Consider the following 26,402-nt stretch of genomic DNA (forward strand, 5'->3'; position numbering starts at 1 on the left):
CGCGTGCGCCAGTCCGTTGTGAGCTGCTGCCGGTTTGATGGACACCGAGATTAGGTGTTTCATGAAGCCGGAGGTGCGCGATGAAGAGACGGAAGTTCAGTCGCGAGTCAAGATCGAGGCGGTCAAGCTGGTCAGGCAGCGTGGGGTGTCGGCGGCGCAAGCCGGCCACGACCTCGATGTTCATGAGAATGTTCTGCGCAAATGGGTGAAGACCCGGTGCAGGCCTTTTCCGGCCACGGGCTGATGAAGCCGGAGCAGCAGGAGATCGAACGGCTGCGCCGTGAGGTCGCCAAGCTGAAGGCCGAGCGGGATCTCCTAAACAAGGCCGCAGCCTTCTTCGCGAAGGAAGCGACATAGCGTGCTTTCGCAGTCGCCGGTGCACGTATTCCGACGCACTGGCACCGAATTTGTCAGGTTCGAGACAAGTGTCGATGTCTCGAAGGCACGCATATACCACGAAGAATTCGCAAAATCTGCATCGTGCAAGAGGCACGGCGCTTGCTTTTGTTCACGGCGTCGCCACCCGGGTTTCGGGGCGTCGATCATGTGGTGACGCTCACATACGGCGTCGTTTTTGCTCCCGAGAGAAACAGAGACCTTGGCAGTTTTTGGGGCGTCGACATCTGAGCCACCGGCGAGGGGAGCGACTAATTGCCGACGATCGCCTAGCCACCACCGGCGGTGGATTCCTTAGCTATGCTAGTACATACGCCGATTCCACGATACCAATGTTCGCAGCACCTGTATTTGGGATTCTTATTGCTCGCCGCCGCGTCCATGTTGGTGGCCAGCATACCTGGTGGTCCGGCCACCGACCTGGATGACCGTAGTCCGGCGAGTTCGCGAGCAAAGTTCCTTGCGCTGTACATTTTGGATTACAGACAGTCGAAACGACGTCCTGTGTTGACCAAGCCCGTCATGGACCTTTTCTGTATCGATCGGGCCAATGCTCCGCTGGGTACCGTCAGCCTTCCATCACTCCCGTGTCTTGGCCATTGGACTGAGCCCCGGCGCAGCAATGAGCAACCAAACTGCACTCGTCACATTCTAAACCACTGCGCGGAGGATGAAATTGCCAAATTTGCTGGAATAGGAGTTGTCGGGCAGCAGCGTCCGAAACTCTATCCGGATGGCCTAACCAATTTTGTCCTATCCACTCCCGCTTCTGTCGGAGACCATACATTTACATCATCCAACGGCACCAAGATCACCTACACCCTGATCATGGCCTTCAATGCCAGCCGCAATGCCTTTGGACCTCAGGTGTATATGGATGCAGAAAATAACGCTGTGGTGTGCGCGATCCCGCCCTCGGACACGGAAACAATCTCCGGATTCCGGAATTCGTTGGCTGACGCTTTCGTCAAAGAGGCTGCCGATCCTGGCAGAGGACTTCCTCGCGTAGACGTCGAACGATCCATTGCGGATGACTGGGCCGCCAAGGCTACGAATGGCATTATGAGCCGTTGTCTGCTTGCGAAGGATGGTGGAGGCGCTCCAATAGTGATAGCCGCTCATTATCAGGGTCTTGACCTTTATTGAGTTCAGGCTGGTTGGAGCACCGTTTCCAGGGGAGCTTCTGCGACGAAAGACGGGGGTAATGCTTGCTGTTGCGTGATGGGAACGCTCTGGCGTCCAAAGTGAAGCAGCGCAGATCCCGTGGCAGGCGCAATACCGGTGCTGGAACCGCCAATTGCTTTCTTGGCCGCCAAGAACGCGGCGATCTAATTGGCCATTCTCATAGAAGTAAGTCCGGCCAGAGGACGGACGGAAATTCACAAGGTTCGCTGAGGGAGAACACATGCTCAACGAGAACAAGGTCGTCTGGCCCGACCTGACGGCGTGCTGAAGGAGCTGCCGGTATGGCCGCCCCGGCGCGACCGCCTTTGGGGGGTGATTAAGGCCCGTAACTCGCACAGCACGCGCCTTGTAGTTCATATCGCTTACGGGCCGCGTAACGCTGGCCGAGATCGCGGTATGGCAGCGGTGATTTCGCTGACTAGAGCCTCGAGAATCGTCACCATGGACGATTCATGTTGTTGTCGCGCGATCCGCGTCCGATCTGAGACGTCAATGTCGCGAACCCCACGTATGACTTCAGGGTTCGCCAACGTCACCAAAGATGCAATGGCACGTCGATTGCTTCAGATGCGACGTATTCCGTTATGTCGATGACGGTTCGCAGCCCCTTTTACGGTTCAGATGGGACCTCATCCGATTGATTCAAACTAGTGCTATGATGGAGCTGTCGCGTGGGTCGTACGGCGCGATTTAGCTGGGATTCTGCGGTGCTTCTCCCGGTGGGCAGGTGCGCCTTACTGAGTTCGTGGAGTGGATATGCGTGATCGCTCGCGCCGAATCTTAATGCTTACCATCGCGGGTGTTATTGCGACTGCTTGCGGCGTTGTTGCGCCTGCGAAAGCATGGGCGCAAGCCTTCATCTACAATGAGCACCAATCGCGAGCTACCCGGCCGAAGGTGCTCGGCGGCAACCACATGCTCGTTCAGGCGACCGAGGTCGATTACGACTACAACAACAGCCGCATCTCGGCCGTCGGCAACGTGCAGATGTTCTACAACGGCACCAGCGTGGAGGCCGACAAGGTCATCTACGACCAGAAGACCAAGCGTCTTCATGCCGAAGGCAACATCCGCATGACCGATGCGGAAGGCAAGATCACCTACGCCAACATCATGGATCTCAGCGACGACTACCGCGACGGTTTCGTCGATTCGCTGCGCGTCGATACCGAAGACCAGACCCGGATGGCGGCGACCCGCGCCGATCGGTCCAGCGGCAATTACGCGGTGTTCGACTACGGCGTTTATACCGCCTGCGCGCCCTGCAAGGATGATCCGAGGAAGCCGCCGCTCTGGCAGGTCAAGGGCGCGCGCATCATCCATGACCAGACCGAGAAGATGCTCTATTTCGAGAACGCCCAGCTCGAATTCTTCGGCGTTCCGATGGCGTATCTGCCCTATTTCTCGACGCCCGATCCGACCGTGAAGCGCAAGAGCGGCTTCCTGATGCCGGGCTTCACCTCGTACACGGCGTTCGGCTACGGCGTCGAAATCCCCTATTACTGGGCGATCGCGCCTGACATGGACGCCACCTTCAATCCGCGCATCACGTCGAAGCAGGGCGTGCTGTTCCAGAGCGAATTCCGCCAGCGCTTGGCGGACGGCTCCTATCAGATCCGGCTCTACGGCATCGACCAGCTCGATCAAGGCCAGTTTGCCGGCCAGCCCGGCGATCGCCAGTTCCGCTGGGGCGTCGACACCAAGGGTCAGTTCGCGCTGAACGACAAATGGGTCTGGGGCTGGGACGGCGTGGTGCTGTCCGACTACTTCTTCATGTCCGACTACCGGCTCGCCCAGTACAAGGACCCGTTCGGATCGTTCCTGTCGCTGCCCACCGAGGCGATCTCGCAGCTCTATCTGACCGGTGTCGGCAACCGCAGCTACTTTGACGCGCGCGCGATCTACTACCTGAGCTACTCGGGCAACCAGAACCAGGTGCCCGTGGTCGCCCCCGTCATCGACTACAACAACGTGATCAACAGCCCGATCCTGGGTGGCGAGCTCTCCTACAGGATGAACTTCGTCAACCTGACCCGCGAAACCGCGGTGTTCGATCCGATCACGACGCTTGCTAACACCGCCGGCCTGTGCAGTTTAACGTCCGCAGATCCGCTGGCGCGGACGCCGTCGCAGTGCCTGCTGCGCGGCATGCCGGGCACCTACACCAGGCTGACGGCCGAGGCGCAGTGGCGCAAGTCCTACACCGACCCGTTCGGCCAGATCTGGACGCCGTTCGCCAGCATCCGCGCCGACGCCATCAATGCCGACGTCTCGAATCAGCCGGGCGTTTCCAACTTCCTGCCGGTCGGCGACACCCAGACGGTCCGCATGATGCCGACCGTCGGCTTCGAATACCGCTACCCGTTCATCAATGTGCAGCCGTGGGGCACGACCACCGTCGAGCCGATTGCGCAGGTCATTATCCGGCCCGACGAACCCAATGCCGGCAAGCTTCCGAACGAGGACGCACAAAGTTTTCTATTCGACACCAGCAACCTGTTCGCGGTCGACAAGTTCTCCGGCTATGACCGCGTCGAGGGCGGCGGCCGCGCCAATGTCGGCGTGCAGGCCACCACGCAGTTCGATCGCGGCGGCAGCGTCAAGACGATGTTCGGACAGTCCTACCAGATGTTCGGGCTGAATTCGTTCGCGGTCACCGATATGACCAACACCGGTGTCGACTCCGGCCTGCAGAACCCGCGCTCGGATTATGTCGCGAGCGTCGCCTATTCGCCGAACCGCACCTATACGTTCAGCGTGCGCTCGCGGATGGATGAGGCAACCTGGAACATCAACCGGTTCGAGGCCACGGCGAGCGCGAATTTCGACCGCTGGTCGGTCGCCGTGACCTACGGCGATTATGCAGCGCAGCCGGAACTCGGCTACCTGACGCGCCGCGAAGGCATTCTCACCAGCGGATCGGTCAAGGTGGCGTCGAACTGGGTGGTTCAGGGCGCTGCGCGCTGGGACCTTGAAGCGAACAAAATCAACCAGTACGCGTTCGGCGCGGGCTATGTGGACGACTGCTTCGTGCTGGCAGCAAAATACGTAAGTTCCTACAATTACTCTGTTGGTTCGGCACCGCCCGTGCTGAACAATACATACCTGCTCACTATCGGTCTACGAACGATCGGGGTAAATTCGGTCAGTTTTTGAGCAACGGCGTTACTGCTAAAGAGGAACAGTTCACAATGTGGCCTGGTAAAGCACACTGCTTCTTCACGGAAACACAGCCTGAATCGAGATAGTTGGCATATCTGTTACTCCGCGCCACACCTCGCTCGCACGCTTCACCGGCCCGAGCTGCTTGAAGCTGCCGTCAGAAAGCAATTATGTGCAGCCCTGGCAGGATCGCTGAACTCTGGAATAGCGCCAGCAAGACACATCATGCTGTGTGTCCGTTGTCAGATGATTTGAGACTGATCAGGCGTTTCGAGAAGGGAGGCTCTGGCTCATCAGGGGTTAGAGTCTAAGCAGCCTGCAGTTGATGCTGCAAGCGGCGGTTTGCGATGGTGTCGCGCTTGATGCATCTTCGCGCTGCGAGGATCGCCTTGGCTCTGCCGATAAATACATCGGCTGGTGTGAGGTTTTCGATGCTCTCATGATAGCGAACTTGATTGTAGTGTTCGACGAAGGCCGATATCTGCCGTTCGAGATCACCAGGCAGGTAGTAGTTGTCAAGCAGAATGCAGTTCTTCAGTGTCTGATGCCAGCGCTCGATCTTTCCCTGGGTCTGGGGATGGTACGGAGCACCGCGCACATGCTGCATGCCCTTCTGGTCGAGCCACTTGGCCAGATCGTCCGCCACGTAACTCGAACCATTGTCGCTGAGAAGCCTTGGCCGGTGCGCGATGGCGATGTGGTCAAGGCCGGATGCAGCGAGTGCCTGGTCGAGCGTGGCCGTGACGTCGGAAGCGCACATGGTCGGCCAAGCCTCCAGGCCACGATGTAGTGCGAGAAGTCGTCAAGCACGGTCGCGCTTGGCCGGAAGATGCGATTGCTCGACCAGCTGGATGATCTCGGCCTTCTCGGAGGCGGGATACCTCATGCCTCGTCTCATCTGTCACCCGACAGGTGAATGCGAAGCATTCACCGATAGGGCCCGTTCATGCTTTTTTGAGCAGACGGTTCTCTAGAGCGGGATGGGTCTAGCTTGAATCGATTTGGGATTCCCAAATCGGAAGGCTTCTGATTCAACATGCTGGCTGGGAAGGAGGCCAGCATGGATGGGACGAGCCTATTCGGACGACCTTCGTGAGCGGGTAGTGAGAGCTGTCATCAAAGGTGGCCTGTCGCGGCATCAGGCAGCGGCTCAATTTGGGGTGGGCATCAGCACGGCGATCAACTGGGTACAGCGCTTCCACGAGACCGGTAGCGTCAAGCCAGACCAGATCGGGGGCTATCGGCCAAAGAAGATTGCGGGGCCGCACCGCGAATGGCTGATGCAACGGTGCCGAAACGATTTTACCGTGCGCGGGCTGGTGGCCGAACTCGCTGAGCGTGGCCTGAAGGTCGATTACCGCACGACGTGGGAGTTCGTCCACGCCGAGAAGCTCAGTTACAAAAAAGACGCTGATTGCCGCCGAGCAGGATCGTCCCGATGTCACCCGTCGGCGGGCGCAGTGGACCAAGTATCGGGATCGGATCGATCCCACTCGGCTGGTGTTCATCGATGAGACCTGGACCAAGACCAATATGGCGCCGCTGCGGGGCTGGGCGCCGCGCGGTCAACGTATCAAAGCCAAGGTACCGCACGGCCGCTGGCGGACCATGACCTTCATGGCCGCCTTGCGCCACGATCGCATTACCGCTCCGTGGTTCCTCGAGGGGCCGATCAACGGCGAAGCCTTCCTTGTCTATATCGAGAAGGCTCTGGTCCCGACCCTGCGGCACGGCGACATCGTCATCATGGACAATCTCGGCTCGCACAAGGCCCACGCCGTGCGTCGCGCCATCCGTGCCGCCGGCGCCCGGCTCTTCTACCTGCCGAAATACTCGCCTGATCTCAATCCGATCGAGCAGTTCTTCGCCAAGTTCAAACACTGGCTGCGCAAAGCCGCACAGCGAACCACCGAGGCCGTCTACGATGCTATCGCTCCGATCCTCGGCACCGTCTCACCGGCCGAATGCGCCAACTACTTCGCAAACGCCGGATATGACCAAAACTAAACTCATCACGCTCTAGGATCAGATCGGCTACGGCCTCCTTCAACGCGGTAGCCTCCCGGCGGAGGTCTTTCACCTCGCCGGGAGGTCGCAGCTCGCGCCGTGCCGTCGGTCAAGCGGCGCTTACCGGCTTTGAGGAACTCCTTGGACCAGCCGTAATACATCGAGGCCGCAATGCCTTCTCGGCGGCAGAGCTCGGAGATGTTCGCCTTGTCACGCAACCCTTCCAGCACCATGCGGATCTTCTCCTCCTCCGAATAACGCCGGCGGGTCTGTCGCCTAATGTCCTTTAGAACTTGTTCTGCCGAGCCTTGCCCGGTCCGGATTTCTGCTTCATCTTCGCTCCTGGTGGCTACGATGAACCAGAAATCCTCCCCCCGCAAAATCCCTCTGTTTGTCTCACAGGCCCTGACGGCGAACAGGGTCTATTGCCGTCGCAGCTGTTGCTTGCGTTGTTCGTGTAGGTGCCAGACATCGCTCCGGTACTCTGGCCGTAGCTGTTACGGATCAGAGTTGAGCCATATTGGTTGGTCCAGATTCAGGTGGGTTGAGCATTTTCTGGGCAGCCAATAGCAGATCGATGCCACGTAGTGCGTCAGTTTCCAGATTTCTTGAGACATCGTCGAATCCATGTGATCCGAAATAGGAGAACCATACAACCGATTTTGGACGACGTGCGTTGATGCACACCTTTCAAAGCGGAACCCACCATGACGGTGATTCCTAAAGCTCGTCGAGGCCGTTCTAGTTCCAGGTTGGTCTGTTCAACAATTCCCGGGAATCTGCCTTTTGCCGATGGTTGCTTTGTGTCTTATCTGCCACAAAAGACCTCCGAGGCACCTGCCAGAAATGGTAGGCCGTCCCGCTCGCTGAGCATGTTGCGAATGCACGCCGACGACGTCACGGTCACAAGAGCGCGCCCGCGCGGAGGAATTCAGAGGCATAAGAAAGTGGGCGCGCTAATACCTATCTGAGCGACCAAGGGTTCCTCGATCGACCGTGCGATGTTATGCGCCGTAAGCTGGTAGCTCCGCCTTCTCGCGTCCGGCAACCTTCGCAAGCCGACCACCCGAGAGGAAGTTAGGCGGGCGCCAATATTGAAATGAGCGAATTTGCGCCAGATTCGGGCAGGCAAGTTAGCTGCAACCTGGTGTCGTCGTAAAAGATGACCTTTCGACTGTTCAGCACCATGTCCGCTCTCCCTCGGTAAACCAAAACGAATGACGTGCTGGGGATTAACGCGCAATACTCACCATATCGTCTTACCTGCGGATGGTAGCTGTTATCACGCAGACGATGTGCGGGGCATGGGTTACGAGGCCGGTACCAACCATCGAGCCATCTGACGGCACGCCCATGGCTTGAAACGAACGTGGCGTTAGATTGTACGATCAAAGGAGGTTGAGGAAAGTCGTCAATTGTCTCACGACCTGGAGGCGCACAGATGTTTCAACTCGCAACGAGCGGCCTGTTTATCTGTTGCGTAGGTGTCGCCCGCCATTTCGTCCGGAGTTTCGAATGATGTCCGCCTCTTGGAGAGCCACTCGGCTCGCGACGCGCCTTGCATTCTTTGTCGCCGGTTTTGGCATGGCGGGCTGGGCGCCGTTGGTGCCGTTCGTTAAGGAGCGGCTGGCTGTCGATGACGGCGTCCTCGGCTTTCTGCTGCTCCTTCTGGGGATTGGTTCAGTTGTCGCGATGCTATTGACCGGATTATTGAGTGCGCGTTGCGGCAGCAAACCAATCATCTTAGCCGGCGGATTCGGAGTTGCGCTCCTCCTGCCGTGGCTCGCCGTTTTCAGTACACCCGCTGCGCTAGGAGCTGCGCTGGTCGGCTTCGGCGCCTCGCTCGGCTCGATCAGTGTATCAGCGAATATCTATGCGGTAGAGGCGGAACGTGCTGCGAAGCGTCCGCTGATGTCGGGCTTTCACGCGCAATTCAGCATAGGCGAATTTGTTGGTTCCGCCGCGATGACCACATTGCTCTGGCTGGATATCGAGGCGTTTTCGTCAACCTTGATCTGCTCGATCATCGTAGTTTGCGCCATGATGCTGATCTGGCCGCGATTGCCCCGAAGCGCTCAGGCACAGCATGGGGCGCTATTCGTGGTGCCGCGTGCCATCGTGCTGCTGCTCGCGGCGCTAGCGGGGATCATGTTTCTCATTGAGGGGGCGATGCTTGATTGGAGTGCCTTGCTGCTCGTGGAACGTGGCCTTGTCCCGAAAGCGCAGGGCGGGCTCGGCTTCATGCTGTTCTCGATCGCCATGACTGCCGGGCGCCTCGGTGGAGATTCCGTTGTGGCGCGCCTCGGTGACCGCACAACACTGGTGTTAGGCAGTTTATTGGCGGTCGCGGGCTTCGCACTTCTGCTTTGCGCGACAAGTGCAACCTTCGCCATAGCAGGCTTCCTGCTTATTGGTTTGGGTGCATCGAACCTCGTCCCGATCCTGTTCCGGCGGGCCGGCGCGCAGAAGGTAATGCCTCGCGGCCTCGCGATTGCAGCGATCACCGCAGTTGGTTATGCCGGAATCCTCGTTGGACCGGCGGGCGTGGGCTTTCTCGCCAAGCTCGCTGGATTGCCGATCGCATTTGCGATATTGGCGGCACTCATGTGTCTGGTCACGCTGTCAGCGCGCAGTGTGACGATGGAAACACGGTGAGAGAGGCACGCGGCGAGGTGCACATGCGCAACTGGGCGGGCACCACTTATCGTTGGAGCCGCCGAGGAAGTAGACGAGCGGCAGGATGGTCGCCCGGAATTCCTCTTAATGAACCGTGCTTTGATCGCGGGCAGGATCCCCGATAGAAAGAATGATTGCTGCTGCTGCTGTGAAGTGGACCCTACACTGAGGACCGCTGGGTCCGGTTTCTTAAGTGGAGCTGCTGCCGTTCGTTCTTCTCAATAGCCTTACGCTACTCTTGCTTGCTGCTGTTGTGGCCGTGGGGATGTGGGCAACGCGCAGCGTTGTCCAAGCGTCTCGCTTGCGAGAAGCGTCATATCTACAGCCTCGTCGCCGGAGGCGCCGCTGACACCGGCCCGCCAGACCGTCATCGGCGCGCGGTTTTCCCGCGCCTGATGAGGGCGCTGGAAATAGTAAATTCGATCCATCGCGCGATTCCGGCGTTGGCCTCATGGCCATCCGAATAACCCTTGAGATAGATGTCCTGTACGCATACGACGAGGACCGCGTGATGGACGCATGCGCGCGGGTACGGCGAGCTCTATGATGGCGTTGCGTGAAGGTCAGGCGGCCTGCTGATCGGCGGGCTTGTCGGCTTGGCGCAGGAGCTTCCATTCCCAGGGCAGCAATTCGTGCAGACGCGATGCGGGAAGATCGGCGATACGGGCGAGGACGTCGGCGAGCCAGGCTTTCGGATCGACGTCGTTGAGACGACAGGTCGTGATCATCGTCAGCATGATGGCGGCACGGTCGGCACCACGCTGGCTGCCGGCGAAGGTCCAGTTGCGCCTTCCCAAGGCGATGCCTCTCAATGCGCGCTCAGCACAATTGTTGGTCAAGCAGATCCTGCCATCGTCGAGGAAGCGGGCGAAGTCGTCCCAGCGCCTGAGCATGTAATTCATAGGCTTCAGGACCTCGGAGGAGCGAGAGAGGGTTTCGCGCTCACGCAGCAACCAGGCGTGCATGTCCCCGAGGAGCGGCTTGCTCTTTTCCTGGCGCACGGCGCGCCGCTCTTCGGCGCCGCAGCCGTTAATGGCGCGCTCGATCTCGAACAACACATCCAGGCGCCTGACCGCCTCCAGCGCGATCGGAGAGACCGGTTTACCTCTCTTGCCTTCCCGGGCATTCTTCTCGATGTCAGCCAGCTCGAAGAAGCCCCGCCGCGCATGGGCGAAGCAAAACGCCGGCGTAATCGGCAGCACCTTCTTCTGCGGGTCGAACAGTGGCTCGAAGCCGTTGTAGCAATCGGCTTGCAGGATGCCGGCGAAGGCGGCCAGATGCTTCTGCGGATGCTCGCCTCGTCGGTCGCTCGAGGCGTAATAGACCGCCGCCGGCGGCGCAGGCCCGGCAAAGGGCCGGTTATCCCGCACATAAGTCCAGATCCGCCCGGTCGTGCACTTGCCCTTCGCCAGGATACGGATGGTGGTGTCATCGCCATGAAGGCGCTCAGCAGCGAGCACATGGCGTTCGATCAAGTGGAAGAGTGGCATGACGGCGAAGGTCCCGTGGCCGACCTGGTCGGCCAGCGTCGACAGCGGCAAATCGATCCTCTCGGCCTTAAAGCGCGCACTCTGGCGGTTGAGCGGGATATGCATGCCGAACTTGTCGAACAGGATCGTCGCCAGCAATTGTGGGCCGATGAAGCCGCGCGGCGTGGCATGGAACGGCGCAGGCGGCTGGCTGATCTTCTCGCAATCGCGGCAGGTGAACTTCTCGCGCACTGTTTCGATGACCTTGAAGCGACGCGGGATCTCCTCCAGCGTCTTGGTCACATCCTCGCCGACCTTCGCCAGCCGCGATCCGCCGCAGCAGGCGCAGCTCGTCGGAGCGTCAATGACGACGCGCTCGTGTTCGATGTCGTCCGGCCAAGGCTTGCGCACCGGCCGCTTGCGCGTGAAGGGGCGGACGTTCTGCGTCTTCGCCGCTGCGGCCTGCGCCGCAAGCTCATCCTCGCTCGCCGTGGCGACGAGGTCTTCGAGCTCCAGTTCCAACTGCTCGAGCAGCCGCGCCGTGCGCTCGGAGCGCTGCCCGTACAGTTCGCGTTTCAGCTTCTCGATGCGCAACTCGAGATGAGCGATCAGCGCCTCGGTATCCGACAGTTTCGCCTGCGCATTCGCGGCTTGCGCCTGCCAGTTGGCGGCCTTCGCCTCGGCTTTCTGTCGCGCCTCACGCTCGGCCTGCAGCGCCGCCAGGGCACTGACAAGGTCCGATGGAAGATCATCCGGCTTCGATATCATGGAGCCATTGAATCAGATCGAGCCGCAGATTCAAACCGTAAAACGACTATCCGACCCGCGTCGGACGCTGGGTTTCTTGAGGGTTGCGCCAATCGATCCCGGACAACAGATAGCTCAACTGCGCCGGAGAGATCGTTACCGATTCACCAGCAACCGATGGCCAGATGAACCTGCCTCTCTCGAGTCTTTTGGTGAACAAGCAGGCGCCCTGGCCATCGTGCCAAATGACCTTCAATAGATCACCGCGTTTGCCCCGGAAGCAGAAAAGACCGCCGCCCATGGCGTCGCGCTTGAGCACTTCCTGCACGCGCAGAGCCAGGCTCGGAAAGCCGCACCGCATGTCGGTATGGCCCGTCGCCAGCCACACCCGCACGCCCGTCGGGATCGGGATCATCGGCGCGCCAGGCCCCGAGCAATTCGAACGACCGCCTCGATATCCGCACCGGGGCCGAAGACCACGCGCAGCCCCTGAGGGCTCACGATTTCGATCTGACCTGTCTCGACAGCTTCCGTCGTTGGCGGCGTACTTGCCGCAACTATCGCAGGGACGAATGTCGGGCCGATCGAATCCTCTTCGGCCGGATCATGACAGGTCCAAGCCTTGCGCCAGCTCAGCAGAAGCTGACGTGATATCCCATACCGGCGAGCCGTCGCCGACACCAGTCGTGGCCCCGAGAAGCTCTCCTCTACGATTCTGAGCTTCTCCGCACGCGTCCAGCGTCGCCGCCGACCGGTCTCCACCAAATCCATGCGGCTCAGCACCGCACTGTCCTTATGTACGTCCATAAGGACAGTCAGCTACAGATCGGAAAAACTCGCAAGACGGCCGCCCTCGGACGGATACGATGTCCTCGTATTTTAGCGCGCCACAGGCGTTCGATGAACACGTTGTCCATCCAGCGCCCTGTTGTCGGGCAGAACTATTGTTGTTGGCGGATTGACTGTCTGTAGCCCGATCGAGACAGATCGGGCTGGCCCGCCTGTGCGACTTACTGCGTCTTCAGGAGATTGCAGGCGCTGTCCGCGGCCGGGCGCCAAGCATCCTCGGCCGGAATGGTCCCCGTGATCTCGTAGTAGTCATAAGGATATTTTGACTCGATCGACGCCTTTATGCGCGCGGCATAGAGCGGGCGCATCACCTGACCGTCGGCGCGGATCCTAACATTCTTCATCTCGAAACCATTGACCGTGGTGTTCTTCATCTGTCGCACCACCGCCTCGCCTTCGTCCGTCTGCGCCGCGGCAATCGCCTTGAGATAGTGCATAACTGCACTGTAGGTGCTCGCGTGCGCCTCGTTCGGGATCCGGCCATCGAATGCTGCCTCGTAGCGCTTCGCGAAGGCGCGCGTCTCGTCTGTCCTATCCCAGTAAAACGTGGTGGTCAGACGTACATTCTGCAGCGGCTGCAGGCCGATGCTGTGCGTCTGATTGATCATCAATCCCAGCGGAGCTAGCTGCTGCTTCTGCGTGAGCCCGAACTCCTCAGCCTGCTTCAGGGCATTGGCGAAGTCTGCCCCCGAATTGGCCAAAGCGACGACCTTTGCACCGCTCGACTGGGCCGTCAGGAGAGCAGACGCGAAATCGGAAGAATTGAGCGGATGCAGAACGGAGCCGACGACCTTGCCGCCAGCGGACTTGATAAAGTTCGTCGCGTCGGCCTGCCAGACTTTGCCGAAGGAGTAATCAACGGTGACAAAGAACCAAGTATCCAGTCTCTGAGCCAGCAACGATTTGACCGTCGCCTTAGCCAGCGCATAGGTATCCATTGCCCACTGCGTCGTCAAAGGAGAGCATCTCTCATTGGTGAAGAACGCGGCCGCCGTTCCGGCCAAGAGATATGGTTTCTTCCGGCTCCTCATGACGTCTTGTACACCGAGTGCGACTGACGATGCAGAACATCCGACGATTGCGTCCACCCCCTCATTGTCTAGCCAGCGCGACGCGATCCCGACGCCGATGTCCGGCTTGTTCTGATCGTCCGCCACGATGAGCTCGATGTTCTTACCGTTGATGGCCCTACTAAAGTCGCTTATGGCTAACTGCGCGGCGATAACCGAACCGAGCCCGCAATTGTCGGAATAAGGGCCGCTTTGGTCGTTCATGACGCCAATCTTGATGACGTCCCCTGAAATTCCCTGTGCTACGACCAGGGTCGGCGCGGCAGTAGATGTCGCACTCACGAGGATTGCCATGACGGCGACATAGGCAGCCGAAGGTCTCATAATGCTGCGCTCTCCTTGATGCCTGCGGATATCTGGGATCTTGAGGTAACGAATGATGGCGGCATAGAACCTGGAGGTCTGTGCTCCGCTAAATGCGGTCAAGCTTGGGTGGGCAATGCATGTTGGTCTTCAATGCGAAGCAGCAGCAAGATTGATAGTCCCAATGTAGAACGCTGATCACCTCCCAAATCTAACAGGGCTCTCAGAGAAGTCGGCCGCAGTCAGCCGATCAGCGTCCTCGCGTCAGTTGAAGGCGCCGGGATGCCAGTTGATTAGTTGATTGACAAAGCCGTCGGGCTAATTCGTAAGCGGCAAGCTGAGGCCGTTCACGCGGCGTGGTTCCATGGCATAAGCGCCTCGATCTGGCTGCTCGGCCAGCCGTTGGCGATGCGCTGAAGCGTGAGGGTGAGCCAGGCGAACGGATCGACGTTGTTCATCTTCGCTGTCTGCAGCAGTGTCGCGATGGTCGCCCAGGTTCGTCCGCCGCCGTCGCTGCCAGCGAAGAGGCTATTCTTTCTCGTAATTGTTTGTGGCCTGATGGCGCGTTCGACGATGTTGGAGTCGAGCTCAATGCGGCCGTCGGTCAGGAAGCGCTCGAAGATGGCACGGCGCGAGACGGCATAGCGGATTGCCTCGGCCAGTTTTGATGTGCCGGAGATCCGCCGCAAGGTCTGCTGCCAGAGATCAAAGAGATCTGCGACGACCGCCGCGGAGGCTTGCTGACGCGCGGCAACGCGTGCGTGGGGACTTTGACCGCGCACGGTCTTCTCGACCTGCCAGAGCTTTGCCATCCGCTCGACCGTCATCGTTGCCACTTTCGAGCTTCCTGCAACATGCAGCTCGTAGAACTTGCGTCTGCTGTGTGACCAGCAGCCAGCCAATGTGATGCCATCATTGCCGCGATCGGCGCGCGCCAACTTGTTATAGGCGGCATAGCCATCCACTTGCAGGATGCCCCGATAACCATTGAGATGGCGGACCGCGCATTCGCCGGAGCGGCTGTCTTCGAAGCGATAAGCCACCATCGGGGGACCGCTGCGGCCAAAGGTGCGGTCATCTCTGGCATAGGCCCATAAGTAGGCCGTTTTCGTCGATCCGGAGCCGGGAGCGAGCGTCGGCAGGGTGGTTTCGTCGGCAAAGACCCGTTCGGCCTTCTTGACCTCGCTGAAGATGTAGTCGGCCATGATCTCGAGCTCGAAGCCGAGCTTGCCCATCCATTGCGCCATCAGCTGGCGGTCGAGCTCGACATGATCGCGCGCGTAGATCGCCTCCTGCCGGTAGAGCGGCATGCCATCGGCGTATTTGGCGACCGCGATCTGGGCCAGAAGCGCTTCCGTCGGAATGCCTCCTTCAATGATATGGGCCGGAGCCGGCGCCTGGATTACGCCGTCCGCGTTCTTGAAGGCATACTTGGGACGGCGCGTGACGATCACACGGAACTTCGCTGGCACCACATCCAGACGCTCCGACACGTCCTCGCCGATCACCACCTTCTGCTTGCCGGTGCTCAGCAAGGTCTTCCGGCTCAATGACGGTTTCGATCCGTTCCAGATGGGGCGCAAAGCCCTTGCGCCGACGCGGTGCACGCTTGCCATCCGCTTGCTCACGGCCCTTGCTGACCTGGGCCTTGATTGCAGCGATGCCGGTCTCAATTTCCTCGAAGACAAAGGCCTGCTGTTCATCGTCGCCGTTCGCAGAGCCGAGCTTTTCCGATCGTCGGCCGAACCGGGCGCGGTCGAAGGCCTTCAGGATCTGCGTCAGCCGCTCGATACGCGCATCGGCATCGGCGTTGCGCACCCTGAGATCGGCGACTTCGCTCTCCAGAGCATCGGCGCGGGCCGCCCTCTCGGCCAGGGCAAGCACCATGGCTCTCAGCGTCTCTACGTCATTCGGGAGGTTGAGATCGGGCGGCGTCATTGGCCCGACCAGAGCACATTTTGCCCCGGTTCTCTTGCCTTTTCAGCTCACTGATTCACTTCGCCGCAGCGCTTTTACCCAACAATCTCCGGCGGCTGGACCGCCACGGTCCGGACCCGCTTCCAGTCCATTCCATCCACCAGTGCCATCAACTGCGCAGGATTCATCTGCACCCGATGATGCCCGATCCGCGGCCAGCAGAACTTCGCCTTTTCGAGACGTTTTAAATAGAGGCACACGCCGGAGCCATCCCACCATACGATCTTTATTCTGTCGGCTCTTTTGGCCCGGAAGACATAAAGCGCACCGTCGAACGGATCTGAGCCCGCATCGCGCACAAGCGCAACCAGGCCATCGATACCCTTGCGGAAGTCGACTGGATGGCTGGCGAGGAACACCTTCACGCCCGAGGGAATCATGCCGAACGCACCGCCCGGATCACTCGCTGCAAGTGCGCCTCGTCGACGTCCACGCCGGCACGCACGACGACCTCGCCAATGGCAATCTCAATCACTGTGCCTGCCACAGACGCCACCACGCCCTCGCAACTCGAGTGCCGCGAGCGATAATGCCGCTCGGCCCGAGCATCACGGCGCCAAGCGAACAGCTGCGACGGGTGAATGCCGATCCGGCGGGCGATCGCCGAGACGCTCGCGCCAGGCTCCAGCGCCTCTGTCACAATTTGCGCCTTGAACTCGTCCGACCAGCGTCGGCGAAGCTGCCGCGGCGCTCCCTCAAGACGGTCGGCGACCGCTTCGATCATATGGAAGGTTCTAGTTCCAGAACTAGGCGCAGACATAGAAGCGTAAGCGCTGTTCAGCGGCCACCTACCGGTTGACGGGGCGATCTGCGAGTCTGCGGTTTGTTTGAACCGTTAGGCTTAGAATGGACACAGTGCATAGTGCTATCACGGAGCCGGTGAGGCGGCTTGAGGTCTTCACTGGAGCCGGCCGTCGGCGGAAGTGGAGCGACGAGGACAAGGCGCGGATTGTTGCGGAGATCGTTGCGAGCGGCGACTCGGTCTGTTCGGTAGCGCGACGGCATGGATTGTCGCCGCAGCAGTTGTTTGGCTGGCGCCGTCAGTTGCGAGAAGCTGCGGGCGGTCATTCCGAAGTGGAAGAAGTACAGTTTGTGCCGGCGGTGGTGGATGCCGTAGTGCCGGCGTCCGCTCTTGGCCGTGAGCGCAAAGCGGTGCGCTGCAAGGCCAAGACGGATTCCGGGATCATCGAGATCGAAGTTGACGGCATCACGATCCGGGTCGGTCGTGGTGCCGACCCAACAATGATTGCGTCGATCGTCCAGGCGCTGAAGGCGAGCCAGTGATCGGTCCGTCGGGTGCGGTCCGGGTGATGGTGGCGACTAAACCGGTAGACTTCCGCAAGGGAATGGAGGGGCTTGCTACCCTGGTGCGCGAGAGCATGGGGGCTGACCCATTCTCGGGAGCTGTCTATGTGTTCAGGGCCAAGCGGGCGGATCGGATCAAGCTGGTGTTCTGGGACGGAACGGGTTTGTGTCTGTTCGCCAAGAGGCTGGAGGATGGAATCTTCCGCTGGCCGAAGATCGAGGACGGTGTGATGCGTCTGTCGGCGGCGCAATTGTCGGCGCTGCTGGAGGGGCTCGACTGGCGGCTTGTGCATGAAGCACGGGCGACGCCGGCGCCAACACAAGCGGGATAGTTGTTGGCGGTGCTGCGGCGAAGTGAATCAGGAGCGTCGGACGCGTCGCCAGTTGGCGGCGAATATGCTCTGAATTGGGTGTGAGCGACGCCCTGCCTGACGATCCCGAGACGCTGAAAGCGATGCTGCTTGCGGAGCGGTGCGAGAGCGAACGGCTGCGTCAGATCATCAAGGAATTGCAGCGGCATCGGTTTGGCCGGCGGGCAGAGACGCTGCCTGAAGATCAGATGCTGCTGGGCCTAGAAGACGTCGAGCAGGTGGCAGCGTACGGCGAGACGGCGCAGGACGTCAGCGCACCTGAAGGCCGTGAGGTGCAAGCCGGTAGGCGCCGCGTCAACCGTGGCGCCTTGCCGGCGCACCTGCCGCGGATCGAAGTCGTCGTCGACATCGAGGACAAGACCTGTCCCTGCTGCCAGGGCGAGTTACATCGGATCGGCGAGGATAGAAGCGAGCGGCTGGACCTGGTCCCGGCGCAGTTCCGGATCCTCGTTACCCGGCGTCCCAAATACGCCTGCCGCGCTTGCGAGGACGGTGTCATGCAGGCGCCGGCCCCGGCCCGGTTGATCGAGGGCGGACTGCCGACCGAAGCAACCATCGCCCAGGTTCTGGTGTCCAAATATGCCGATCACCGTGTGTCCTGGAACACACCAACGAAAGGAGGTGTGGAAGCTGCGTGAGAGATGAGGGCGGGCCCCTCGGAGCCGACGATCAGGCGTTGGCTTCAAACCGCCGCGAGCTGCTGTCGTAAAGAGCGATGGTAGTGAGCGTCGCGGAAAAGGCGGGCTTCGACCCGTCAGGTGAGATCCAAGGAGACGAGCGAAAGCAAACCGCCGATGAACTGCCGAAAGCATATTGTCGACGTCAAAACCCGAGCTGGTGGTCGCCCGGGGATTAGTGCAGGCGGAGTCCTGAAGACCGGCCTGTGCGGCGTCCGGCTCGAAGGCGGCGTGAACTTGGATCAGGCTCTTACGTGGAACAGGAGAACCTGTCGTTCCGATGCTAAGGAAGACGGTCGAGCGGGCGAACCCTGCGAGATCCAGCGTACCGATGCGGGACACAGGGGCAGAACGGTTCGTAGTAGGGATGAAGGCGCCGTAATGGCGCCGGACCGAAGGGGCCGTGGCGTTCAGCTCTCGGCTGCGGCCAACCGGTGACGGGAGGAGCCGTATGACGCGGGCAAAGCCGTTCGCCATCCCGAAGCGGGAGGTATGGGAAGCCTTCAAGAGAGTGAAGGCCAACCAAGGAGCGGCTGGAGTTGACGGGCAGTCGATCGAAGAATTTGAGACCGGTGCGCCGGGTGGACATCCCGAAGGCGAATGGTGGAACGCGGCCGTTGGGAATCCCCACCGTCGCCGACCGTATTGCGCAAGAGGTTGTTCGACGCCGACTGGAGCCGTCGCTGGAACCTATTTTCCACGCCGACTCCTACGGCTATCGCCCCAAGCGCTCGGCAGTCGATGCTATCCGGGTGGCGCGTCAGCGGTGCTGGCGCTCCGATTGGGTGCTCGACATCGATATCAAGGGCTTTTTCGACAGCATCGATCACGAGCTGCTCCTCAGGGCTGTGTGCAAGCACACGGATTGCGCCTGGGTTCGGCTCTATATCGAACGCTGGCTGAAGGCGCCCGCGATGCTCGACAATGGCAAGCTTGTCGCGAGGGAACGGGGAACGCCACAGGGCGGTGTCATCTCGCCGCTACTCGCAAACCTGTTCCTGCACTACGCGTTCGACATCTGGATAGAGCGGGAGATGCCTGGCATATTGTTCGAACGATATGCTGATGACATCATCTGTCACTGCCAGACTGAACGTGAAGCGCTGAGGTTGTGGCGTGCTGTTGATGAACGGTTCGCCGCCTGCGGTCTGGTCCTCCATCCGCAGAAGACCAAACTGGTCTACTGCAAGGATACCAACCGAAAAGGCGAATACGGATGTATCAGCTTCGACTTCCTCGGATACACGTTCCGTCCGAGGCTGGCGAAATGGCGGGGCGGCCTCTATGGGGTCTCGTTCTTGCCGGCAGCAAGTCCGACGGCGCTGAAGGATATCCGGCGTACGTTGCGTAATTGGGGCCTTCAGCGGCGCAGCGACAAAGTGCTGCACGATCTCGCTCGGATGTTCAATCCCTGCATCCGGGGTTGGATCGGCTACTACAGCCACTTCTACAAATCTGCTCTCTATTCGACGATGCGTCGGATAGATGCGCATGTCCTCAGATGGGCGGCTCGCAAGTTCAAGCGCTTTCGTCAGCGTCCCCGTGACGCTCGGGCGTGGCTGGCGCGGTTGGTCCGGGCTCAGCCCGAACTCTTCGCTCATTGGCCGCTTCTCTATGGCCGAGGCCGAACGCTGGGAGCCGTATGAGCCGAGAGGTTCACGTACGGTTCTGGGAGCGCGCGGGGGTGAGATTCCCCCGCGCGACTCGCTTGCCGCTCTATCGGCAGGCTCAGATTTACGCCCGCCAGGGCATTGAGCTCGATCGTTCGACGCTGGCGGACTGGGTGGGACAAGCAGCCTTCCACCTGCGTCCGTTGCATGAGCGCCTCCTCGGCAAGCTCAGGCGACGGCCAAAGCTGTTCGCCGACGAGACGACGATGCCGGTGCTCGATCCCGGCCGAGGGCGCACCAAGACCGGTCAGCTCTGGGCCTATGCAGCGGACGACCAGCCATGGGGCGGCGCCGATCCGCCGGGCGTCGCCTATGTCTATGCTCCCGATCGCAAAGCCGACCGACCAATCGCGCATCTGGCAGGCTTCAAGGGGATCCTGCAGGTCGATGGCTATGCTGGCTATGGCAAGCTGGCCGAGCGTGGCGACGTTCAGCTTGCATTCTGCTGGTCCCACATGCGGCGTAACTTCTACGAACTCGCCGCCCCCGGTCCCGCGCCCATTGCGGGCGAGGCGCTCAAGCATATCGCCGAGTTCTATGCCATCGAGAAGGACATCCGTGGCCGTAGCGCCGAGGAGCGCTGTCTCGTTCGGCAACAGAAAAGCCGACCGCTGGCGGAAGCCTTCGAGCAGTGGCTCCGCGCAAAGCTCGCGTTGATCAGCCAAAAGGGCAAGCTGGCCGGTATCCCTCCATTGAGGGCCGCCTTGTTTGACGGACGCGAGCGCTGCAGGTCCTAGGGGTAATCCTAGGAGAAGCGCTATGACGATTTCGCGGGCAGAGGTGATCACATCGGTCGAGCGGCGGCGTCGGTGGTCACAGGATGAGAAGGAACGGCTAGTTGCAGCATCGTTCGAGCCCGGAGCCACTGTTTCCGAGGTGGCTCGCATGGCCGGCCTTCATGTGAGCCAGCTGTTCAGGTGGCGCAAAGAGCTTTGCAAGCACGGTGAAACGAGTGTAGCGCCGTTGGTGCCGGTCGAGATTGGGCCGTCTGTGCCGCCGCGGGATGTGGCCGAAGCGCCATTGACGACGGCGCCGGCGCGTCGACGGAGGAGCCAGGGCATCATCGAGATTGATCTCGGTAGCGGACACCGCATCCGGGTCGACGGTGACGTTGATGGAGACGCGCTGCGGCGAGTTCTCGATGCCCTGGTGCGCCGATGATCCCGGTTCCGACAGGCGCGCGAGTGTGGCTCGCGACAGGCTACACGGATATGCGCAGAGGCTTTCCGTCGTTGGCACTCCAAGTGCAGGAGGTGTTGCGCAAAGACCCGCTCAGCGGTCATCTGTTCGTCTTCCGCGGTCGCCGCAGCGATCTTGTGAAGATGATCTGGCACGATGGCCAGGGAGCATGCTTGTTTACCAAAAGACTCGAGAGAGGAAGGTTCATCTGGCCATCGGTTGCCGGTGAATCGGTAACGATCTCTCCGGCGCAATTGAGCTATCTGTTGTCCGGGATCGATTGGCGCAACCCTCAAGAAACCCAGCGTCCGACGCGGGTCGGTTAGTCGTTTTGCAGGTTTGAATCTGCTGCTTGATCTGATTCAATGGCTTCGTGATATCAAAGCCGGACGATCTTCCATCGGACCTTGTCAGTGCCCTGGCGGCGCTGCAGGCCGAGCGTGAGGCGCGGCTGCGAGCTGAGGCGATGGCTGCCAGCGCGCAGGCGGAGCTGTCGAACAACGAGGCGCTGGTCGCGCATCTCGAGCTGCGGATCGAGAAGCTCAAACGCGAACTGTACGGGCAGCGCTCCGAGCGCACGGCGCGGCTGCTCGAGCAGTTGGAACTGGAGCTCGAAGACCTCGTCGCCACGGCGAGCGAGGATGAGCTTGCGGCGCAGGCCGCAGCGGCGAAGACGCAGAACGTCCGCCCCTTCACGCGCAAGCGGCCGGTGCGCAAGCCTTGGCCGGACGACATCGAACACGAGCGCGTCGTCATTGACGCTCCGACGAGCTGCGCCTGCTGCGGCGGATCGCGGCTGGCGAAGGTCGGCGAGGATGTGACCAAGACGCTGGAGGAGATCCCGCGTCGCTTCAAGGTCATCGAGACAGTGCGCGAGAAGTTCACCTGCCGCGATTGCGAGAAGATCAGCCAGCCGCCTGCGCCGTTCCATGCCACGCCGCGCGGCTTCATCGGCCCACAATTGCTGGCGACGATCCTGTTCGACAAGTTCGGCATGCATATCCCGCTCAACCGCCAGAGTGCGCGCTTTAAGGCCGAGAGGATCGATTTGCCGCTGTCGACGCTGGCCGACCAGGTCGGCCACGGGACCTTCGCCGTCATGCCACTCTTCCACTTGATCGAACGCCATGTGCTCGCTGCTGAGCGCCTTCATGGCGATGACACCACCATCCGTATCCTGGCGAAGGGCAAGTGCACGACCGGGCGGATCTGGACTTATGTGCGGGATGACCGGCCCTTTGCCGGGCCTGCGCCGCCGGCGGCGGTCTATTACGCCTCGAGCGACCGACGAGGCGAGCATCCGCAGAAGCATCTGGCCGCCTTCGCCGGCATCCTGCAAGCCGATTGCTACAACGGCTTCGAGCCGCTGTTCGACCCGCAGAAGAAGGTGCTGCCGATTACGCCGGCGTTTTGCTTCGCCCATGCGCGGCGGGGCTTCTTCGAGCTGGCTGACATCGAGAAGAATGCCCGGGAAGGCAAGAGAGGTAAACCGGTCTCTCCGATCGCGCTGGAGGCGGTCAGGCGCCTGGATGTGTTGTTCGAGATCGAGCGCGCCATTAACGGCTGCGGCGCCGAAGAGCGGCGCGCCGTGCGCCAGGAAAAGAGCAAGCCGCTCCTCGGGGACATGCACGCCTGGTTGCTGCGTGAGCGCGAAACCCTCTCTCGCTCCTCCGAGGTCCTGAAGCCTATGAATTACATGCTCAGGCGCTGGGACGACTTCGCCCGCTTCCTCGACGATGGCAGGATCTGCTTGACCAACAATTGTGCTGAGCGCGCATTGAGAGGCATCGCCTTGGGAAGGCGCAACTGGACCTTCGCCGGCAGCCAGCGTGGTGCCGACCGTGCCGCCATCATGCTGACGATGATCACGACCTGTCGTCTCAACGACGTCGATCCGAAAGCCTGGCTCGCCGACGTCCTCGCCCGTATCGCCGATCTTCCCGCATCGCGTCTGCACGAATTGCTGCCCTGGGAATGGAAGCTCCTGCGCCAAGCCGACAAGCCCGCCGATCAGCAGGCCGCCTGACCTTCACGCAAACGCCATCATAGAGCTCGCCGTACCCGCGCGCATGCGTCCATCACGCGGTCCTCGTCGTATGCGTACGCTGGCCGACGCCATCCGCTATGCGCTCTCACGCTGGGAGGGCCTGACGCGCTTTATCGATGATGGCCGTATCGAGCTCGACAACAACGCCGTAGAGCGCTCGATCCGTCCGATCACGCTCAACCGGAAAAATGCGCTGTTCGCAGGCTCCGACGGTGGTGCCGAGCACTGGGCTATCATCGCCTCCCTGGTCGAAACCTGTAAGCTGAACGATGTCGATCCGCTTGCCTACTTGACCGACGCGCTCACCAGGATCGTCAACGGTCATCCGAATAACGAGATCGATCACCTGCTGCCGTGGGCCTATTGCCGTCACGACCTCAAAGCTGTGGCCTGAAAACAGCGCTTACATAGAAGCTCACATCGGCTCACAAACTCAGCAGCCGATAGCCGATCGCTTACCACTCCGCCAGACGGGGTTTCTTTGCCGCTTACGCTAATTCAGCAGGTAGAGTATCTGATCGCTTACGCGGCGGTCGCCAAGCAATCTTAAAGCTCGAATATCACAAGGCGAACAGAATTCCCGAAACCTCTTCTGTACGCATACGACGAGGACCGCGTGATGGACGCATGCGCGCGGGTACGGCGAGCTCTATGATGGCGTTTGCGTGAAGGTCAGGCGGCCTGCTGATCGGCGGGCTTGTCGGCTTGGCGCAGGAGCTTCCATTCCCAGGGCAGCAATTCGTGCAGACGCGATGCGGGAAGATCGGCGATACGGGCGAGGACGTCGGCGAGCCAGGCTTTCGGATCGACGTCGTTGAGACGACAGGTCGTGATCATCGTCAGCATGATGGCGGCACGGTCGGCACCACGCTGGCTGCCGGCGAAGGTCCAGTTGCGCCTTCCCAAGGCGATGCCTCTCAATGCGCGCTCAGCACAATTGTTGGTCAAGCAGATCCTGCCATCGTCGAGGAAGCGGGCGAAGTCGTCCCAGCGCCTGAGCATGTAATTCATAGGCTTCAGGACCTCGGAGGAGCGAGAGAGGGTTTCGCGCTCACGCAGCAACCAGGCGTGCATGTCCCCGAGGAGCGGCTTGCTCTTTTCCTGGCGCACGGCGCGCCGCTCTTCGGCGCCGCAGCCGTTAATGGCGCGCTCGATCTCGAACAACACATCCAGGCGCCTGACCGCCTCCAGCGCGATCGGAGAGACCGGTTTACCTCTCTTGCCTTCCCGGGCATTCTTCTCGATGTCAGCCAGCTCGAAGAAGCCCCGCCGCGCATGGGCGAAGCAAAACGCCGGCGTAATCGGCAGCACCTTCTTCTGCGGGTCGAACAGCGGCTCGAAGCCGTTGTAGCAATCGGCTTGCAGGATGCCGGCGAAGGCGGCCAGATGCTTCTGCGGATGCTCGCCTCGTCGGTCGCTCGAGGCGTAATAGACCGCCGCCGGCGGCGCAGGCCCGGCAAAGGGCCGGTCATCCCGCACATAAGTCCAGATCCGCCCGGTCGTGCACTTGCCCTTCGCCAGGATACGGATGGTGGTGTCATCGCCATGAAGGCGCTCAGCAGCGAGCACATGGCGTTCGATCAAGTGGAAGAGTGGCATGACGGCGAAGGTCCCGTGGCCGACCTGGTCGGCCAGCGTCGACAGCGGCAAATCGATCCTCTCGGCCTTAAAGCGCGCACTCTGGCGGTTGAGCGGGATATGCATGCCGAACTTGTCGAACAGGATCGTCGCCAGCAATTGTGGGCCGATGAAGCCGCGCGGCGTGGCATGGAACGGCGCAGGCGGCTGGCTGATCTTCTCGCAATCGCGGCAGGTGAACTTCTCGCGCACTGTCTCGATGACCTTGAAGCGACGCGGGATCTCCTCCAGCGTCTTGGTCACATCCTCGCCGACCTTCGCCAGCCGCGATCCGCCGCAGCAGGCGCAGCTCGTCGGAGCGTCAATGACGACGCGCTCGTGTTCGATGTCGTCCGGCCAAGGCTTGCGCACCGGCCGCTTGCGCGTGAAGGGGCGGACGTTCTGCGTCTTCGCCGCTGCGGCCTGCGCCGCAAGCTCATCCTCGCTCGCCGTGGCGACGAGGTCTTCGAGCTCCAGTTCCAACTGCTCGAGCAGCCGCGCCGTGCGCTCGGAGCGCTGCCCGTACAGTTCGCGTTTGAGCTTCTCGATCCGCAGCTCGAGATGCGCGACCAGCGCCTCGTTGTTCGACAGCTCCGCCTGCGCGCTGGCAGCCATCGCCTCAGCTCGCAGCCGCGCCTCACGCTCGGCCTGCAGCGCCGCCAGGGCACTGACAAGGTCCGATGGAAGATCGTCCGGCTTTGATATCACGAAGCCATTGAATCAGATCAAGCAGCAGATTCAAACCTGCAAAACGACTAACCGACCCGCGTCGGACGCTGGGTTTCTTGAGGGTTGCGCCAATCGATCCCGGACAACAGATAGCTCAATTGCGCCGGAGAGATCGTTACCGATTCACCGGCAACCGATGGCCAGATGAACCTTCCTCTCTCGAGTCTTTTGGTAAACAAGCATGCTCCCTGGCCATCGTGCCAGATCATCTTCACAAGATCGCTGCGGCGACCGCGGAAGACGAACAGATGACCGCTGAGCGGGTCTTTGCGCAACACCTCCTGCACTTGGAGTGCCAACGACGGAAAGCCTCTGCGCATATCCGTGTAGCCTGTCGCGAGCCACACTCGCGCGCCTGTCGGAACCGGGATCATCGGCGCACCAGGGCATCGAGAACTCGCCGCAGCGCGTCTCCATCAACGTCACCGTCGACCCGGATGCGGTGTCCGCTACCGAGATCAATCTCGATGATGCCCTGGCTCCTCCGTCGACGCGCCGGCGCCGTCGTCAATGGCGCTTCGGCCACATCCCGCGGCGGCACAGACGGCCCAATCTCGACCGGCACCAACGGCGCTACACTCGTTTCACCGTGCTTGCAAAGCTCTTTGCGCCACCTGAACAGCTGGCTCACATGAAGGCCGGCCATGCGAGCCACCTCGGAAACAGTGGCTCCGGGCTCGAACGATGCTGCAACTAGCCGTTCCTTCTCATCCTGTGACCACCGACGCCGCCGCTCGACCGATGTGATCACCTCTGCCCGCGAAATCGTCATAGCGCTTCTCCTAGGATTACCCCTAGGACCTGCAGCGCTCGCGTCCGTCAAACAAGGCGGCCCTCAATGGAGGGATACCCTCTTCTGCCGGTTTGGGGATGTGTAGTGCTCGGCTTCGGCGAGAGTCAGATGGCCCAGTGCGACCATGATCTCGTGAGCGGTCGCGCCAGGGAAGCGAAACCATCACTGTGCAG

20 protein-coding genes and 7 pseudogenes are annotated in these 26,402 nt (G+C 60.9%); 14 read left to right on the forward strand and 13 right to left on the reverse strand.

The annotated features are described in order from the left end of the window. Positions 1-80: 80 nt before the first annotated feature. The 3 genes and pseudogenes from HAP48_RS26505 to HAP48_RS26515 form a co-directional block, all read left to right on the forward strand. Positions 81-356: pseudogene (locus tag HAP48_RS26505) on the forward strand (transposase); the annotation flags it as partial. 547 nt (positions 357-903) lie between these two features. Beyond that, the gene (locus tag HAP48_RS26510; RefSeq protein ID WP_156929088.1) at positions 904-1,542 is read left to right on the forward strand and encodes a hypothetical protein; all 639 of its coding nucleotides are present in this window, start codon (positions 904-906) and stop codon (positions 1,540-1,542) included. Positions 1,543-2,364: 822 nt separating this feature from the next. Continuing rightward, positions 2,365-4,737, forward strand: a complete 2,373-nt coding sequence (locus HAP48_RS26515) for an LPS-assembly protein LptD (RefSeq protein ID WP_224496605.1) — start codon at positions 2,365-2,367, stop codon at positions 4,735-4,737. 313 nt (positions 4,738-5,050) lie between these two features. Here the strand turns inward: HAP48_RS26515 and HAP48_RS26520 are convergent. Next, positions 5,051-5,559, reverse strand: a pseudogene (locus HAP48_RS26520) (transposase); the annotation flags it as partial. Positions 5,560-5,807: 248 nt separating this feature from the next. Here HAP48_RS26520 and HAP48_RS26525 point away from each other — a divergent pair. Beyond that, positions 5,808-6,750, forward strand: a protein-coding gene (locus tag HAP48_RS26525) for an IS630 family transposase (RefSeq protein WP_166208721.1) whose coding sequence is annotated in 2 segments (ribosomal slippage) — positions 5,808-6,145 and positions 6,144-6,750 — 945 coding nt in all. Because the reading frame shifts where the segments join, the coding sequence is not laid out codon by codon here. 10 nt (positions 6,751-6,760) lie between these two features. Here HAP48_RS26525 and HAP48_RS26530 read toward each other — a convergent pair. Next, positions 6,761-7,084 (reverse strand): annotated as a pseudogene (locus tag HAP48_RS26530) (transposase); the annotation flags it as partial. Between the two features lie 15 nt (positions 7,085-7,099). Continuing rightward, positions 7,100-7,285, reverse strand: a complete 186-nt coding sequence (locus HAP48_RS26535) for an avidin/streptavidin family protein (RefSeq protein WP_166215966.1) — start codon at positions 7,283-7,285, stop codon at positions 7,100-7,102. Between the two features lie 980 nt (positions 7,286-8,265). On the opposite strand from HAP48_RS26535, the gene HAP48_RS26540 reads away from it, so the two are divergent. Further along, complete coding sequence (locus HAP48_RS26540) at positions 8,266-9,405, forward strand: MFS transporter (protein ID WP_029085173.1); 1,140 nt, start codon at positions 8,266-8,268, stop codon at positions 9,403-9,405. Positions 9,406-9,989: 584 nt separating this feature from the next. On the opposite strand, the gene tnpC (HAP48_RS26545) is transcribed toward HAP48_RS26540, so the two are convergent. From tnpC (HAP48_RS26545) to HAP48_RS50150, 7 genes and pseudogenes are all read right to left on the reverse strand, one after another. After that, complete coding sequence (gene tnpC / locus HAP48_RS26545; protein WP_166204039.1) at positions 9,990-11,663, reverse strand: IS66 family transposase; 1,674 nt, start codon at positions 11,661-11,663, stop codon at positions 9,990-9,992. A gap of 46 nt (positions 11,664-11,709) precedes the next feature. Continuing rightward, a complete protein-coding gene (tnpB, locus tag HAP48_RS26550; protein ID WP_063676425.1) occupies positions 11,710-12,057 on the reverse strand; it encodes an IS66 family insertion sequence element accessory protein TnpB in 348 nt (115 codons plus the stop codon). Beyond that, positions 12,054-12,449, reverse strand: coding sequence for an IS66-like element accessory protein TnpA (gene tnpA, locus HAP48_RS26555; protein WP_166204038.1), 396 nt, complete (start codon positions 12,447-12,449; stop codon positions 12,054-12,056). Before tnpA (HAP48_RS26555) ends, tnpB (HAP48_RS26550) begins: the two co-directional genes overlap by 4 nt. A 203-nt stretch (positions 12,450-12,652) precedes the next feature. Next, positions 12,653-13,987, reverse strand: coding sequence for an ABC transporter substrate-binding protein (locus HAP48_RS26560; RefSeq protein ID WP_224496606.1), 1,335 nt, complete (start codon positions 13,985-13,987; stop codon positions 12,653-12,655). Between the two features lie 224 nt (positions 13,988-14,211). Further along, positions 14,212-15,802, reverse strand: a pseudogene (tnpC, locus tag HAP48_RS26565) (IS66 family transposase). A gap of 74 nt (positions 15,803-15,876) precedes the next feature. Further along, positions 15,877-16,221 carry an IS66 family insertion sequence element accessory protein TnpB gene (gene tnpB / locus HAP48_RS26570; protein WP_029085230.1) on the reverse strand — a complete coding sequence of 115 codons (345 nt, stop codon included), beginning with the start codon at positions 16,219-16,221 and terminating at the stop codon, positions 15,877-15,879. Then, positions 16,218-16,565, reverse strand: coding sequence for a transposase (locus HAP48_RS50150; protein ID WP_029085231.1), 348 nt, complete (start codon positions 16,563-16,565; stop codon positions 16,218-16,220). Before HAP48_RS50150 ends, tnpB (HAP48_RS26570) begins: the two co-directional genes overlap by 4 nt. 122 nt (positions 16,566-16,687) lie before the next feature. On the opposite strand from HAP48_RS50150, the gene tnpA (HAP48_RS26580) reads away from it, so the two are divergent. From tnpA (HAP48_RS26580) to HAP48_RS26620, 9 genes and pseudogenes are all read left to right on the forward strand, one after another. Further along, positions 16,688-17,125, forward strand: a complete 438-nt coding sequence (tnpA, locus tag HAP48_RS26580) for an IS66-like element accessory protein TnpA (protein ID WP_166208712.1) — start codon at positions 16,688-16,690, stop codon at positions 17,123-17,125. Next, complete coding sequence (tnpB, locus tag HAP48_RS26585) at positions 17,122-17,478, forward strand: IS66 family insertion sequence element accessory protein TnpB (RefSeq protein ID WP_092304020.1); 357 nt, start codon at positions 17,122-17,124, stop codon at positions 17,476-17,478. Before tnpA (HAP48_RS26580) ends, tnpB (HAP48_RS26585) begins: the two co-directional genes overlap by 4 nt. Positions 17,479-17,600: 122 nt before the next feature. Then, positions 17,601-18,107: pseudogene (locus HAP48_RS26590) on the forward strand (transposase domain-containing protein); the annotation flags it as partial. Between the two features lie 668 nt (positions 18,108-18,775). Then, entirely contained in the window at positions 18,776-19,840 is a 1,065-nt protein-coding gene (gene ltrA, locus HAP48_RS26595; protein WP_338028955.1) for a group II intron reverse transcriptase/maturase, read from the forward strand. Between the two features lie 53 nt (positions 19,841-19,893). After that, positions 19,894-20,544, forward strand: a pseudogene (tnpC, locus tag HAP48_RS26600) (IS66 family transposase); the annotation flags it as partial. A 79-nt stretch (positions 20,545-20,623) separates the two neighbouring features. Then, positions 20,624-21,025, forward strand: a complete 402-nt coding sequence (tnpA, locus tag HAP48_RS50155; protein WP_166205105.1) for an IS66-like element accessory protein TnpA — start codon at positions 20,624-20,626, stop codon at positions 21,023-21,025. After that, positions 21,022-21,369 (forward strand): IS66 family insertion sequence element accessory protein TnpB, encoded by a 348-nt coding sequence (gene tnpB, locus HAP48_RS26610; RefSeq protein WP_165124204.1) that lies wholly within the window; start codon positions 21,022-21,024, stop codon positions 21,367-21,369. Before tnpA (HAP48_RS50155) ends, tnpB (HAP48_RS26610) begins: the two co-directional genes overlap by 4 nt. Positions 21,370-21,416: 47 nt before the next feature. After that, a complete protein-coding gene (gene tnpC / locus HAP48_RS26615) occupies positions 21,417-23,069 on the forward strand; it encodes an IS66 family transposase (RefSeq protein WP_166207527.1) in 1,653 nt (550 codons plus the stop codon). A 79-nt stretch (positions 23,070-23,148) separates the two neighbouring features. Continuing rightward, positions 23,149-23,484, forward strand: a pseudogene (locus HAP48_RS26620) (IS66 family transposase); the annotation flags it as partial. A 278-nt stretch (positions 23,485-23,762) separates the two neighbouring features. Here the strand turns inward: HAP48_RS26620 and tnpC (HAP48_RS26625) are convergent. From tnpC (HAP48_RS26625) to tnpA (HAP48_RS50160), 3 genes are read right to left on the reverse strand one after another with little or no spacing between them, the layout of a single operon-like run. Next, positions 23,763-25,415 carry an IS66 family transposase gene (gene tnpC / locus HAP48_RS26625; protein ID WP_166207527.1) on the reverse strand — a complete coding sequence of 551 codons (1,653 nt, stop codon included), beginning with the start codon at positions 25,413-25,415 and terminating at the stop codon, positions 23,763-23,765. 47 nt (positions 25,416-25,462) lie between these two features. After that, the gene (gene tnpB / locus HAP48_RS26630; RefSeq protein ID WP_165124204.1) at positions 25,463-25,810 is read right to left on the reverse strand and encodes an IS66 family insertion sequence element accessory protein TnpB; all 348 of its coding nucleotides are present in this window, start codon (positions 25,808-25,810) and stop codon (positions 25,463-25,465) included. Further along, positions 25,807-26,208 (reverse strand): IS66-like element accessory protein TnpA, encoded by a 402-nt coding sequence (gene tnpA / locus HAP48_RS50160; protein ID WP_166205105.1) that lies wholly within the window; start codon positions 26,206-26,208, stop codon positions 25,807-25,809. The genes tnpB (HAP48_RS26630) and tnpA (HAP48_RS50160) overlap by 4 nt, the downstream gene beginning before the upstream one ends. Positions 26,209-26,402 lie beyond the last annotated feature (194 nt).

This window comes from Bradyrhizobium septentrionale, assembly GCF_011516645.4.
Classification (GTDB): domain Bacteria; phylum Pseudomonadota; class Alphaproteobacteria; order Rhizobiales; family Xanthobacteraceae; genus Bradyrhizobium; species Bradyrhizobium septentrionale.

Excerpts from the sequence above, each read along its gene's own strand:
- tnpA (WP_166205105.1), top strand. The coding sequence starts at position 20,624 with ATGACGATTTCGCGGGCAGAGGTGATCACATCGGTCGAGCGGCGGCGT.
- HAP48_RS26515 (WP_224496605.1), top strand. The coding sequence starts at position 2,365 with ATGCTTACCATCGCGGGTGTTATTGCGACTGCTTGCGGCGTTGTTGCG.
- tnpB (WP_029085230.1), bottom strand. The coding sequence starts at position 16,221 with ATGATTCCCTCGGGCGTGAAGGTGTTCCTCGCCAGCCATCCAGTCGAC.
- tnpA (WP_166208712.1), top strand. The coding sequence starts at position 16,688 with ATGGACACAGTGCATAGTGCTATCACGGAGCCGGTGAGGCGGCTTGAG.
- tnpB (WP_063676425.1), bottom strand. The coding sequence starts at position 12,057 with ATGATCCCGATCCCGACGGGCGTGCGGGTGTGGCTGGCGACGGGCCAT.
- tnpA (WP_166204038.1), bottom strand. The coding sequence starts at position 12,449 with ATGGACGTACATAAGGACAGTGCGGTGCTGAGCCGCATGGATTTGGTG.
- tnpC (WP_166204039.1), bottom strand. The coding sequence starts at position 11,663 with ATGATATCGAAGCCGGATGATCTTCCATCGGACCTTGTCAGTGCCCTG.
- tnpA (WP_166205105.1), bottom strand. The coding sequence starts at position 26,208 with ATGACGATTTCGCGGGCAGAGGTGATCACATCGGTCGAGCGGCGGCGT.
- tnpB (WP_165124204.1), bottom strand. The coding sequence starts at position 25,810 with ATGATCCCGGTTCCGACAGGCGCGCGAGTGTGGCTCGCGACAGGCTAC.
- HAP48_RS26540 (WP_029085173.1), top strand. The coding sequence starts at position 8,266 with ATGATGTCCGCCTCTTGGAGAGCCACTCGGCTCGCGACGCGCCTTGCA.
- tnpB (WP_165124204.1), top strand. The coding sequence starts at position 21,022 with ATGATCCCGGTTCCGACAGGCGCGCGAGTGTGGCTCGCGACAGGCTAC.
- HAP48_RS50150 (WP_029085231.1), bottom strand. The coding sequence starts at position 16,565 with ATGATCGAAGCGGTCGCCGACCGTCTTGAGGGAGCGCCGCGGCAGCTT.